This is a genomic window from Cupriavidus pauculus (genome assembly GCF_022179805.1).
GTDB lineage: Bacteria > Pseudomonadota > Gammaproteobacteria > Burkholderiales > Burkholderiaceae > Cupriavidus > Cupriavidus pauculus_E.
In genome coordinates, this window is the sequence record NZ_BPUO01000010.1 from 125,700 (window position 1) to 138,235 (window position 12,536).

Below are 12,536 nucleotides of genomic sequence, written 5' to 3' on the forward strand. Positions count from 1 at the left end.
GCATGGCGCCCCAACCAGGGCGCCAGCCGCCGCAGCGCGCTTAGACCGCGCCGCGCGTTTCCACGTACAGCGCGTACACCGAGTGGCTGCTGGCCATATACAGGCGATTGCGCTTGGGGCCGCCGAAACACAGGTTCGGGCAGCGCTCGGGCAGATGGATATGGCCGATGGCCTTGCCCTGCGCGTTGAACACGCGCACGCCGTCGAGCTTGGACGGATCGGCGCCGGGCGCGCCGCTGCTGCCCCAACCGGCCCAGATATTGCCGTCGACGTCGACCTTGAAGCCGTCGAGCGCGCCCGGTCCGTTGGCATCGATCAGCTTGGTCTTGGCACCAAGCTGGCCATCGGCGCTCACGTCGTAGGCCCACATCACGCGGTACGGCTGGGCGCGCGACTCGATGACATAGAGCTTCTTCTCGTCCGGCGAGAACGCCAGGCCGTTCGGACCGTTCAGGTCGGCGATGACCTGCGTCACGCTGTTGTCCTTCGGGTCGATGCGATAGACAGCATGCGGCAGTTCGGACGCCGCCTTGTCGCCTTCCCAGTCGCCGGCGATGCCGAACGGCGGGTCGGTGAACCACAGCGAGCCATCCGATTTGCAGATGATGTCGTTCGGCGAGTTGAAGCGCTTGCCCTGGTAGCGGTCGGCCAGCACCGTGATCGAGCCGTCGTACTCGGTGCGCGTGACGCGGCGCGTCAGGTGCTCGCAGCTGATCAGGCGGCCCTGCTTGTCACGGCAGTGGCCGTTCGTGAAGTTGGCCGGCGAGCGGAACACGCTCCACTGGTTCGACGTTTCGTCGAACTTGATGATGCGGTTGTTCGGGATGTCGGAGAACAGCAGGTAGCGGCCATCGGCAAAGTAGACCGGACCTTCCACCCAGCGGAATCCGGTTGCCACCTGCTCCACCGTGGAGCTGAACAGGCGGTATTTGCCGAAACTCGGGTCCAGGATCTCGACAGCGGGGTCCGGATAACGCTGCGCGGCCTTGAATTCAAAGGCTTGCGCCAGCACCGGGCCGCTTGCCGCAGCCGCGCCCAGGGCCGCACCGGCCTTGAGCAAATGGCGACGTCGGGCGTCGACACCCTTGTTGTTCGATTCCATGCTGTCTCCTCACAGGTTGTGGATGGGCCGTTTCGGCCCTTTTAGTTGTCCGACATCCTATGAGAAAAATCGCCACGTCGCAAGCACTTGTACGATGACATGGAGCGGGTAAATGCCTTGTCCATACCCTCAGCACGGGAAAGGGTCGGTGCTATTGTCTGACTTGTGCGCGTCCGGGACAGGACGCCTGACCAGCTTTCTCAACTCTCCTGAAGCATCGCCCGAACATCATGGCCAGCGCTCTCCTTCTAGAAAACATCCACGCCAGCGGCCAGCAATTGCTGGGCCGCCACCAGATCGACATTGCCACGCAAAGCAAGGCAATCGCCGGCGAGCCGCTGCTGGCAGCCGTGCGCGATCACGAGTTACTGGGCATCCGCTCGGCTACCCACCTGACCGCCGAGCACTTTGCTGCCGCCGAACGGCTGCTGACGGTGGGCTGCTTCTGCATCGGTACCTCGCAAGTGGACCTGAACGCGGCCGCCCACGCCGGCATTCCGGTGTTCAATGCGCCGTTCTCGAATACGCGCTCGGTGGCCGAACTGGTGATCGGGCAGACCATCATGCTGATGCGCCGCATTCCCGAGAAAAGCCGCGCTGCGCACCAGGGGGAATGGCAGAAATCGGCCAAGGGTTCTTTCGAGATCCGCGGCAAGACCATGGCGGTGATCGGCTACGGCAACATCGGCGCGCAAGTAGGCATCCTGGCCGAGGCCATGGGCATGCGCGTGGTGTTCTACGACGTCCGCCCTCGCCTTTCCATTGGCGGCGCCGTGCCGATGCATTCGCTGGAAGACGCGCTGGCGGCGGCCGACGTGGTGACGCTGCACGTGCCGGCCACGCCGCAGACGCGCAACCTGCTCAATGCCAAGGCCCTGGCCGCGATGCGACCCGGCTCGATCCTGCTCAACGCGTCGCGCGGCACGGTGGTGGATATCGAGGCGCTGGCCCGGCTACTGGACGACGGCCACATTGCCGGCGCCGCCATCGACGTGTTTCCGGAAGAACCGCGCAGCAATACCGACCCGTTTGTCACGCCGCTGCAGGGCAAGCCGAACGTGATCCTGACCCCGCACGTGGGCGGCAGCACCGAGGAAGCCCAGGAGAACATCGGCGTGGAAGTGGCCACCAAGCTGGCCAACTTCCTGGAAACGGGTGCCACGATCGGCGCGGTGAACCTGCCGCAGATCCAGCCTAACCCGCTCGATTCGCCGGCGCGCGTGCTGAACATCCACTACAACCGGCCCGGCACGCTGTCGCACCTGAACCAGGCGCTGGCCGAGATCGGCGCCAACATCGAGGCCCAGCAACTGCAGACCGAGGGTGACATTGGCTACGTGATCACCGATGTCAGCCTGGTGCCGCCCGCCGGCTGGGCAGACAAGCTGATGCAGCACGAGTCGTTTATCCGCTCGCGCGTGATCGTCAACGGCTAAACCTCGCCCGGAATAGCCCGCATGCGGCGGCTGCATGCGGGCGATGAATTTTGTGGATATGGATGGCACCCGCGCCAATCCCCGATGGCGGCGGGTCTCCTGCATTGTCATACTGCGCGAACAACCTCGCAGACCGGACATGACAGATCCGGCAGACAACCAGGAGACAACCTCATGCAACGACGTCGCTTTCTTCGCGTCACGCTGGCCGCATCCGGGCTGGCGCTGGGCGCATCCATCGGCACGCAGGCCATCGCCGCCGACGAATTCCCGACCCGTCCCATCCGCCTGATCGTGCCTTACGGCGCGGGCGGCGTGACCGACCAGGTCACCCGGGCACTGGCCGACGCGGCCGGGCGCGAGCTGGGCCAGTCGATCGTCGTGGAGAACAAGCCCGGGGTCAGCGGCACGCTGGGCGCCACGCAAATGGTGACGACCGAGCCGGACGGCTACACGCTGAGCATGGCCCCGGTGGTGATTTTCCGGCTGCCGCACGTGCAGAAGATGCGCTACGACCCGGCGAAAGACCTGACGTATATCTCGATGATCGCGGACTACAACTTCGCCGTGGCGGTGAAGAAGGACGCGAAGTGGCAGACCATGCAGGAACTAATCGCCGACGCCAAGAAGGACAAGAAAGGCATCAGCTATGGCACCACGGGCATCTATGGCAGCCAGCACCTGACGATCTCCGAACTGGCGCGCGTGTCGCAATCGAACTGGACGCACGTGCCCTACAAGGGCGACGCCGAGGCGATTACCGCGCTGCTGAGCGGATCGTCCGACGTGGCGGTGCTGTCGAATACGCTGCTGCCGTATGTGCAGAACGGGCAGATGCGTGTGCTCGCGACGCTGTCCGAGAAGCGCGCGGCTGATTTTCCGAATGCACCGACGCTGAAGGAAATCGGCTATCCGGTGTGGTCGAACTCGCCGTTCGGCATCATCGGCCCGGCGAACATGAAACCCGCTGTGGTGAAACGCCTCGACGAGGCATTCCGCAATGCGCTGAAGGATCCGAAGTTCCTGAACGTGACCCGCCAGTACGGCATGGACACGAACTATATGGGGCCTGACCAGTACGCTGCCTATGCGAAGCAGGCGTTCAAGAGCGAGGGCGAGATCATCTCGCGCCTGGCCGAGGCCATGAAGAACCAGTAAGCCCGCAAGCCAGTAAGTCAGTGATGCAAGGACGCCTGGCCGCAACACATGCGGCCAGGTGTGAGGGGACGCGGCAAGGTCATGGCTGGCCGCCCTTGGGATCAGGCCCCATCGTAGAACGCGTTGCGCGGCAGGTCGATGCGCGGCACGGTGTTGGCGGCGTGCATCGATGTCTTCATGACGGGCTTGACCACCGGTGCGGCCTGGACGCCCTGCTCCGCCGCCACCTTGGCCTCGGCGGCCTGGATATCGGCCGGATAGTCGTCGTCGTTGCGGCCCGGGTTGTAACCGGCCTTCTCCACAGCGATCAGGTCAGCCACCACCTGGGCACGCGTGACGGGTGCCTGGGCGTTCTGGACGCTCTGGGCGAACGACATGGCGGGGGCGGCAACGATTACAGCGCCGATCAACAGTTTTTGCAGTGTGTTCATGATTTGCTCCTTGTCAGCAGGGTTGTGAACAGGATTCATCATGGACGTCAATCGCCAGCAGCCTTTGCCAGATTGCACGGCATTGTCGGGTTGTCACGATCGCCGCCAGGCCGCGCGCGGTCTTCAGCGCCGTGTTCAGCGCTTTGGCCGATGCTGGCAGCCCGCTTCGTCGATATGGGCGCCCGGCCCTTCCCGCGCCATCATGTCCTGCGGGTTGCGTAGCGGGCACGCCTTCAGCGACAGGCAACCGCAGCCAATGCAGCCGTCGAGCTGGTCCCGCAGCATGGTCAGCATATGGATGCGGGCATCGAGATCGTCGCGCCACGCGGCGGAAAGCCGGCGCCAGTCCGCCACGGTCGGCGCCTTGTTGCGCGGCAGGCGCTCGAATGCCTCTGCGATGGTCGCCAGCGGCAGCCCCATGCGCTGTGCCACCCGAATCACCGCCAGCCGCCGCAGGATGCCACGCGGATAGCGCCGCTGGTTGCCCGCGCTGCGCGTGCTGACAATCAATCCCTTGGATTCATAGAAATGCAGCGCCGATACCGCGATGCCACTGCGCTCGGCCACTTCGCCGACGGTCAGCGGATCGCGTGCCCGCAGCGGGCGCGCGTTTGCGCCCGAGCTGGCGCCGGACTTGGCCTTGGACTCGGCGGTCTTCGATGGGGTTGTCATGCGGGTCATTCGTAAAGCCCTTGCGATGCGCAATGGTATCGCAATCACGCTTGACCTCAAGTGCAGTTGAGGTTTGATACTGGCGCAACTTTCAACCAGGACCCTGCCATGCTGCTCGAATCGCCCCGCGCGCCGTACCTGCAATTCTCGAACCCGCCCGACCTCTACGACCCCCGGCTCAACGGCTATTCGCACGTGGCCATCGCCAATCGGCCCGCCAGGATCGTGTTCGCCGCGGGCCAGGGCGGCGAGGACATGTGCGGCGGCTTGCGCGCCGACTTTGCGGCCCAGGTGAAACAGGCACTGGCCAACCTGCGCGTGGCACTACAGGCCGGCGGGGCCGACATCCCCGACATCGCCAAGATCACGGTGCTCATCGTCGATCATTCGATGGAGCGACTGGCAATCTTCAGCCGGGCCTGGCAGGCGCTGCTGGGCGACTGGCCCGCGCCCGCCTGCACGCTGATCCCAGTACCGCGACTGGCGCTGGACGGCATGCTGTTCGAGATCGAGGCGGTGGCCGTGCTGCCGGATTAAGGGGCCCGAACGCGCCCTGGGCTCCCTTCCGTCAAGAACGATTGTCGACCGGAGGAGCATCGGGGTCGCGGTTGCCTGGATCCACCAGATCTTCACTGCCAACGCCAGGCTGCATTTCACCGCGTTCATCCTTGCGGGCTGTCGGCGATTCTTCGTTCGATGCCTTCCGCGTGGCAAGTGGATCGCGCTCTTCCCTGGCATCGGGAGCGGCTTCACGCTTCTGAGGGGTTGCCGGGTTTTCGAGGCTATCAGGGGAACGGCGTCTGTCGCGATTGCGGCGGCGACGGGTACCGGCATAGGCGAATGGCATGGGCATCTCCTTGTTGGAATGAATGGTTGTTCGATGCGTGCTGCAATCGCCAGCGCGGCCAGGCCGGACCTGCCGCGCTGGAGTGGACGGGGCGTACGTCAGATGACTGTCTCAGACCCCCGACTTGCCGGGCGCGGTGCTGCTGGAACTGGCAGTGCTGCTGCCCAGGCTGCTTGTGCTTCCAGAGCCAAGACTGCTCGCGCCGCCTGCCCCAAGGCTGCCGGTACTACCCGATGCACTGGACGTGGCAGTGCCGGCCTGGCTACCAAGGCTTTGCGACGATCCTGAGACACCGCTGCGGCCGGACATGCCGGTACGACCCTGACTCGACTCGCGCATGACGCGAATCTGGTTCTGGACGTCCTTGACGCCGAAGACTTCGTCGGCCATGTCCTCGATTCGATATTTCTGCTGACGGTCCTGCACCGTGCCGCTTAGCGTCACGACGCCGCCGCTGACGGTCACCTCCACCTCTCGTACGTCGAGGCGGCCGCTCATGGCCAGGCGCTCGCACAGGTCCTCGCGGATACGCTCGTCGGAGCGCTGGTAACCCTTGGGACCACTGCGTTGCGCGCGTCGCGCGGCTGCCGAGCCGCCCGCGCCGCCGTAGCCGCGATTCAGATCGTTCCGCTCACTGGCGCCAGTGAAGTGTTCGTAGGCCCGCTGGTTCGGGTCATAGTCGCCCTGGCTGCCCTGCCCGCCTCGGCCAGCCGATCCGCCGTAGCCGGCCAACCGCTGTCCAAGCCGTTCGCGCCGCTCGTGCTCGTCGAGCCAGTCCGACGCGGCGCGGCGCTGCCAGCCCTGGTCGCTCTGTCCAGCAGACGGCTCCAGTGCGTCGTAGTCAGACATGCCATAGCCCCCGCGATAGTGCGTGCGCATGTCGGGCTCCGATGCCGAAGACCGCTCGAAGCCACCGCCCCACGATTCACGGCCGCGGCCCCGCGGCTGCAACTCGCGGCCCATTTCGCGACCCAATTCGTGGCCGCGGTCCCAGGCGCTCTGGCGTGACGAAGTACCACTGCGTGCGGGCTGGTCCCAGACTGCGCGGCCTTGTCCCCACTCGTCTCGCTGGCTGCCCTGCTGGCTGGACCATTCGCTGCCGCGTCCTTCCTCGCCTTCCTGATGCCAGTTGCCCCAGCGCTCGCGTTCGGCATGTTGGCGTGGCTGGTAGCGCTCGCCAGCGTCCCCACTGTCGCGGCCAAATTCCCGCCCGGATGACTGGCGTCGCTGGCCACCCTGGTTGCCTTCGCCGTACTGGCCGTAACGGCCTTCGCCGTAGCCTTCGTCGTATCGGCGGGGCTGTCCCTCGTAGCCGCCATAACCACTCGCTGCCGACACCGATGACGAGGAAGAACCCTGCGCCGACGATTCCTGCGAACCGCTCCAGCGGGTACCGCCTGGCTGCTGACCGCTCGACTGCCAGTCGCTGCCGCTGCCCTGCTGGGATCCGCCGCGACCCTGCCAGTCACTGCCGCCTTGCTGCCGATGCGTCAGCCAGTCGCCGCCGCTATAGGCCTCCTGCTGCCGCTGCCGTAGGTTCTGCGTGCGGCGCTCGTCGTCGCGTTCATTGCGGTCATCGCGTTCTGCGCCATAGGAGCCAAAGCGGTCGTCCGAGCCACTGCCCCTGTTGCTTCCCTGGTTCATGAGCGTCTCCGGTTTGCGGATCAATTTGAGGATCAACACGGGTACAGCGACGCAAATTCCATACCGCAGCGGCTGACGGGCGCCATGCGCATCGGGCGCCATTCCACAACGTCCAGAGTCCGGCTATCGCCACGGCCGGGCGGTCCGATTTACATGACCATATAAATCCTGCCGGCCGGGTCCACATGCTGTAGTCAACGGCCTACAGTCGATTCAGTGGTGTCCCCCTGAGCGCGTGGGTGCCTGAGTCATATCGTGAAGTCACCGCCACCAATTCTCTGGGAGACGAATGATGAAACGCTTGCTCACCACCACCGCGCTGGCCATCAGCGCCCTTCTCTGCGTACCTGCCATGGCTCAGCAGGCTCCGGTGTCTCCGAACGCGCCGAACCCGAGCGCCCCGCCGGCACCCGAAGGCCCTAGCACGCAACGCGGCAGTTCCGGCAACGCCGGCAGCGGCGCGATGATGAGCGGGGACTCGACCATGCAGCAGCACGACGCCAAGTCGACGAAGAAGAACACCGGCCAGCGCGCTAAGAAGCCTCGCGAGCAAAACGCCTCGCCTACCGCAACCCCGACGGCACCTTCGGGTCCGAAGGGCGATTCTCCGGACCCGGTGCCCAAGCAGTAAGGCAAGTCAGGCCACCGACTCCGGTCACGCCGACGGATCTACCTTTCCACGGGGCGTCGCAGCTCTGGAGATCCGAAAGCAGCGCGCCGCACCTACCCTGTGCAGGGATGGGTGCGGCGCGTTTTTTGCATGGTCTACGGTGTCTGTGAGAAGGCACATCGAGGGGCACTGCGTTGCGCGCAACATTAACCACGCCAACGTCGCATATTCATCGCCCGTCACCGCGCGTCACCTACAGTAAAAGTACTAACTGGAGACGTACATGGATGCACTGAACATCCGGCTGGCGCGGCTTAGCCGTCACGCCATGCAATGTGCAGAAGCGTTGTCGGCCGTGGCGGCCGTGGCATCGGATCCGCAGATCCGGGCCGTGTTGTCCCATCGCGCCAATATGCAGCGCTGTGCCGCGGTGGAGTTGGCCACGCGTGCAGGCCCAATAGCGGATGACGGAGACGCATCGGCAACGCAAAGCCGGCGCCGCGAATCCCAGCATCTGGCACCACCCGCCGAGTCCGGCGAATTGCCGCTGTTGCGCCATGCCGCCCAGCAGGCTGGACGCGCCGCGGTAGCTTATGGCGAATTGCTCAGGGAACCGCTCACGGAGCCCGAGTTGCGTCTGCTGCTGGCGCACTACTACCGAAGTGCCACGGAACTGCAACGGCTGCTGGAGCAACGCGCGATGGAATTCACACCGGCACGCGCGGCCGGCATGCCGGCACGGCGCACTGTACCTCCCCTCCACTAGCCTGCCGCTAACCTGGCGCTAGCTTGCCGGATTGGGAGCGATGGCCGATGCCGGGCCGGGCGGCACGCGCAGCGCCGCCTGGCGCCGGGCCGTCAGTTCCTGCTGGGGCTGATAGGGACGAATGACCAGGGCCACGTAGTCTTCATCGGCGGGATTCACCACCAGGTAGACCAGCCCCGATATCACCAGTGCGACCTCACCCAGTTGCGAGGCAATGCGGGCGGCAACAAAGTACTGGAGCAGGTTGGGATCCACCGTGGCATCGATGGCCTTGGCGGCGGTGGCGATGGTCGGCATGCACTGCTCGACGGCGCGGCAGACCACGATGACCTCGTCGAGCGCATAGCCGGTGTGCGCGGCACGAACCAGTACGGAAATGCCATTGCTGGTGGTGGCGCGATGCCAGCCTGGCTTGGCGCGAAAATCGGGCAACGTGAGCTTGGCCCCGGATTCCTGGGCCGCGACATTGAACTGCTGGGCAAAGTCGTGCGGGCTGATGGCCAGCAGTTGCTTTTCGACGGGCGTGGAAGAGACGGCCACGGAGGACGCCACGCTCAGCGTGGCGAAAATGCCGGTCAGGTTCATCGCTATCTCCCTCGCACGATGCTTGCCTTGCTTCAGCGTCAGCAATTGCCGTTCCAGCCTCTTTCGGGTGGATCGGTTCCATGCCACGGCGGCGGTCCCCTTGGAACCAATATAGGCGCATGCCAGCGGCTTTTCACTGGCATGCAACTTGCCGCCCAAGGGTCATGACAATCCCATCCCGCCGACAACCTGAGGAGTGAAGATGAGCAAGACCTCTCGACACATTCATCCGGACCGCGCGTCCAACACCACGGAATCTGGAGAGCCCGAAGGTATTCCGAGCACGCTCGACCCGAGCCTCGAGGCCGAAGCCACCGACGACCTGGAGCGCGAACTGAGCGACGTGGCGTGCGAAAGCCACGAGCCATCCGACGACGAACTTCCCGAAGATGAAATTTTTGAAGAAGTGCGGCGCGCTGCCGAGGAATTGCCGTCGGATACGCCGGTCGATCGCGCCGACCAGACCGACAAGCGCATGGAGACGCCGCCCAGCGGCAGCGACCTGTAGCGTCACTGGCGCTTGCGCCGATAGAAAAAACCCCGGCATGGCCGGGGCTCGAACAATGCAGCCGGGTGGTCCGGACGTGCTGCGTGCTACCCTGAACTCCTACTCGGAAGCCAGTACGCCATAGGGCCGTACGTGGATCTGGTTGACCACGTCGGACACCCCATAGGTATCGTCGACGATATCTTCCACCTCGTACTTCATGCGGCGGTTGTCGACCGAACCGGTAAGCGTTACCACGCTGCCCGCCACGGTCACCGTTACGTCACTGACATCGAGCGTCGGAGTATGCGTCAGACGCTCGCAGACTTCCTCACGGATACGCTCGTCGGAGCGCGTGTAGTTCTTGGGACCCACGGCGCGTCCGCTCGCCGATTCACCCAAGTGCGGCCGCTGCCGGAAATTGCGACCCGCTGTGACCCCGTAATCTTCATAACCCGTCCCGTATCCGCGCTCGCCGCCCCGCTCGTTGCCCCGGTAGTTCCCCTGGACCCTGGGATCCCCTTCATACCCGCTTTCATACCCGCCGCGCGTGCCGGCCCAGCGTTCCTGCCGACCCGGCATCTGGCTGCTGGACGACCTTGACGCCGCGTCATAGCCATCTTCATAACCGCTGCTGTAGGCGCTGACGTAGCCGGGGCTGTGTGGCGTGCTTTCGTCCTGAGCCTCGCCGTAGGTCGAGCGACCGGGATAGTAGACCGTGGTGGCGCCGCGCGAGCGCCAGCCGCCGCTTAGTTGCGCCGTGCGGCCCTGGCGCCAGGCGCCGGCTTGCCGAGGGTCGTCGCTGCCCCAGCGGCCTTCGTTTGCATCGTAGGGATTGCGTTCGCCGCCGTTGCCATAGCGGCCCGCGGAAAGGTCGCGGCGGCGCCAGTCGCGATCGTCGCCCGGCACATGGCCGTAGCCTTCCTCATAACCGCCATACTGCTCATCGGGCCTGCGGCGACGACCGTAGTTGTCGGATCGATTGCCGAATCGATTCATTGCCTTGCCTCCATGGTGCCGGGGCGCCAATCGCCCCCGATATGAACAAGGGGGCAAGTTTCGTACCGTGGCTGCGCACCAATGAAAATGGCGCCGGATGCACCGGCGCCATGCAGTTTCTACAAGCCCTGCGCGCATCTCTTGCGCGCGGCCCGGGGCTTCATCGAATGATCACGATGACTTTCCGGCGCCTTGCATCCCCGCGCTATCGTCGCCGTGCGCCGTGACCAGCCGCAGCCCGCTGGCCACGGCCGCCGCAGCGGCAAATCCGGCGCCCAGTCCCAGGGCCAGGGTCGGTCCATGCTCTCCGGCGATGCCGAACGACAGCGCCACCAGCGCCGCACCGGTGGCCTGCCCCAGCAGCCGGGCCGTGGCCACCACGCCGCTGGCGCCGCCCGCACGTTCGCGCGGTGCGCTGGCCATCAGCGCCTTCAGGTTGGGCGACTGGAAGAACCCAAAGCCCGCACCGCAGATCGCCATGCGGATGCCGATGTTGAGCACGCTGGCATCAGCCGGCATCATCGCCAGCGACGCCATGCCCACCGCCATGATCGCCAGGCCGATACCGCCCAGCAGGCCAGGCGGATAGCGGTCGGACAGCCGTCCCGCGATGGGCGCCATCAGCGCCACCACGGCCGACCACGGCGTAAGCAGGAAGCCGGTTTCCACGGGATTGCGGCCCAGCACATGCTCGAAGTAGAACGGCAGCGACACAAAGGCCAGGCCCTGGGCCGCGAACGAGCAAACCGCCGTGGCCGTGGACAGCGCGAACATGGGACGTCGCAGCAGGTCCACCGGCAGCATCGGCGCCGGATGGCCGCGCTCGCGGCGCAGCAGCAGCACAAATGCCACCAGGAACACGGCGGCGGCGGCCACCACGTACTCGGTCGGCTCGCGCTGCACGCCCTCGCCCAGCGCGAAGATCAGTGCGGCAAACGTAATGGCGTTCAGCAAGGCCGCGATCGGGTCGAAGCCATGCTGGCTGCGCTTGGTCTGTGGCAGCGAGCGCCAGGCGATGGCCAGCGCCAGCAGGCCGATCGGCAGGTTCACCGCGAACAGCCACGGCCACGTGCCGAACGACAGGATCACCGACGCCACCGTCGGCCCCACGGCAAACGACACGCCAACCACCAGCGCGTTAAGGCCAACCCCCCGGCCCAGCCGGTGTATCGGAAAGATCGCGCTGATCAGCGCCGTGTTCACGCTCATGACGGCCGCCGCGCCAATGCCCTGCAGCAGGCGCGCAGCTGCCAGCGACGGCAGCGACCACGCCATTGCGCAGATCACCGACGACACGATGAACACCATGACGCCGCCCAGGTAGATGCGGCGATGGCCAAGCACGCCGCCCAACGCCGCGAACGGCAGCAGCGTGGCCACCATGGCCAGTTGGTAGGCGTTGATGATCCAGACAGATGCAGCCGGTGTGCTGTTCAGGTCGGCGGCGATGTTCGGCAGCGCCGTGTTGGCAATGGCCGTATCGAGCGTCGCCAGCGACACGGCAATCATGATGGCGGCCATGCCGCGCTTCTCGCGCGGGGTCATGGCGGTGTCTTGGGAAGGGCTGGGCGCGGAGGCAGCCGAAGTGACGGCTTCGGCAGGCTGGCTTGATGGATTCTGCACGATATCGATCCGGGGGCGGGCGGGACTCAGGGGCCGCCGATGCAGATGACCGTGCAATTATTGCCTCGTCAAGCATCGACAGATCGACACAATACGACAAAACTTGCACGCGTGCTGGGCGTTGAAAAATGGCCGTCAGGGGGCGCCGGGCAGGTAGTTTGGCGATCGACGGATAT

At 65.4% G+C, this 12,536-nt stretch carries 14 protein-coding genes; 6 read left to right on the forward strand and 8 right to left on the reverse strand.

From position 1 onward, the window contains the following. Positions 1-40 precede the first annotated feature (40 nt). Positions 41-1,102 carry an SMP-30/gluconolactonase/LRE family protein gene (locus MFF62_RS21020; protein ID WP_238265062.1) on the reverse strand — a complete coding sequence of 354 codons (1,062 nt, stop codon included), beginning with the start codon at positions 1,100-1,102 and terminating at the stop codon, positions 41-43. A 230-nt stretch (positions 1,103-1,332) separates the two neighbouring features. On the opposite strand from MFF62_RS21020, the gene serA reads away from it, so the two are divergent. Further along, positions 1,333-2,538, forward strand: coding sequence for a phosphoglycerate dehydrogenase (gene serA, locus MFF62_RS21025; RefSeq protein ID WP_238265063.1), 1,206 nt, complete (start codon positions 1,333-1,335; stop codon positions 2,536-2,538). A gap of 174 nt (positions 2,539-2,712) precedes the next feature. Next, positions 2,713-3,696 carry a tripartite tricarboxylate transporter substrate binding protein gene (locus MFF62_RS21030; protein ID WP_238265064.1) on the forward strand — a complete coding sequence of 328 codons (984 nt, stop codon included), beginning with the start codon at positions 2,713-2,715 and terminating at the stop codon, positions 3,694-3,696. 101 nt (positions 3,697-3,797) lie between these two features. On the opposite strand, the gene MFF62_RS21035 is transcribed toward MFF62_RS21030, so the two are convergent. Together MFF62_RS21035 and soxR are read right to left on the reverse strand one after the other, a co-directional pair. Next, positions 3,798-4,127 carry a DUF4148 domain-containing protein gene (locus MFF62_RS21035; RefSeq protein ID WP_238265065.1) on the reverse strand — a complete coding sequence of 110 codons (330 nt, stop codon included), beginning with the start codon at positions 4,125-4,127 and terminating at the stop codon, positions 3,798-3,800. 135 nt (positions 4,128-4,262) lie between these two features. Then, positions 4,263-4,799 carry a redox-sensitive transcriptional activator SoxR gene (soxR, locus tag MFF62_RS21040; RefSeq protein WP_238265066.1) on the reverse strand — a complete coding sequence of 179 codons (537 nt, stop codon included), beginning with the start codon at positions 4,797-4,799 and terminating at the stop codon, positions 4,263-4,265. A gap of 108 nt (positions 4,800-4,907) precedes the next feature. Between soxR and MFF62_RS21045 the strand changes: the two genes are divergently transcribed. After that, positions 4,908-5,336 (forward strand): RidA family protein, encoded by a 429-nt coding sequence (locus tag MFF62_RS21045; protein WP_238265067.1) that lies wholly within the window; start codon positions 4,908-4,910, stop codon positions 5,334-5,336. Between the two features lie 31 nt (positions 5,337-5,367). Here the strand turns inward: MFF62_RS21045 and MFF62_RS21050 are convergent, their stop codons facing one another. Next, positions 5,368-5,646 (reverse strand): hypothetical protein, encoded by a 279-nt coding sequence (locus MFF62_RS21050; protein ID WP_238265068.1) that lies wholly within the window; start codon positions 5,644-5,646, stop codon positions 5,368-5,370. A 111-nt stretch (positions 5,647-5,757) separates the two neighbouring features. Further along, a complete protein-coding gene (locus MFF62_RS21055; RefSeq protein ID WP_238265069.1) occupies positions 5,758-7,290 on the reverse strand; it encodes a BON domain-containing protein in 1,533 nt (510 codons plus the stop codon). A gap of 292 nt (positions 7,291-7,582) precedes the next feature. On the opposite strand from MFF62_RS21055, the gene MFF62_RS21060 reads away from it, so the two are divergent. Both MFF62_RS21060 and MFF62_RS21065 read left to right on the forward strand, forming a co-directional pair. Continuing rightward, positions 7,583-7,921, forward strand: coding sequence for a hypothetical protein (locus tag MFF62_RS21060; RefSeq protein WP_238265070.1), 339 nt, complete (start codon positions 7,583-7,585; stop codon positions 7,919-7,921). Positions 7,922-8,183: 262 nt separating this feature from the next. Next, positions 8,184-8,666, forward strand: coding sequence for a hypothetical protein (locus MFF62_RS21065; protein WP_238265071.1), 483 nt, complete (start codon positions 8,184-8,186; stop codon positions 8,664-8,666). An 18-nt stretch (positions 8,667-8,684) separates the two neighbouring features. Here MFF62_RS21065 and MFF62_RS21070 read toward each other — a convergent pair whose 3' ends face one another. Beyond that, positions 8,685-9,251: a malto-oligosyltrehalose synthase gene (locus tag MFF62_RS21070; RefSeq protein WP_238265072.1), complete on the reverse strand. Its 567-nt coding sequence runs from the start codon at positions 9,249-9,251 to the stop codon at positions 8,685-8,687. 202 nt (positions 9,252-9,453) lie between these two features. Between MFF62_RS21070 and MFF62_RS21075 the strand changes: the two genes are divergently transcribed. Then, the gene (locus MFF62_RS21075; protein ID WP_238265073.1) at positions 9,454-9,759 is read left to right on the forward strand and encodes a hypothetical protein; all 306 of its coding nucleotides are present in this window, start codon (positions 9,454-9,456) and stop codon (positions 9,757-9,759) included. A 99-nt stretch (positions 9,760-9,858) separates the two neighbouring features. On the opposite strand, the gene MFF62_RS21080 is transcribed toward MFF62_RS21075, so the two are convergent. Both MFF62_RS21080 and MFF62_RS21085 read right to left on the reverse strand, forming a co-directional pair. Beyond that, positions 9,859-10,737, reverse strand: coding sequence for a BON domain-containing protein (locus tag MFF62_RS21080; RefSeq protein ID WP_238265074.1), 879 nt, complete (start codon positions 10,735-10,737; stop codon positions 9,859-9,861). Positions 10,738-10,908: 171 nt separating this feature from the next. Beyond that, entirely contained in the window at positions 10,909-12,282 is a 1,374-nt protein-coding gene (locus MFF62_RS21085; RefSeq protein WP_238265075.1) for an MFS transporter, read from the reverse strand. Between the last annotated feature and the right edge of the window lie 254 nt (positions 12,283-12,536).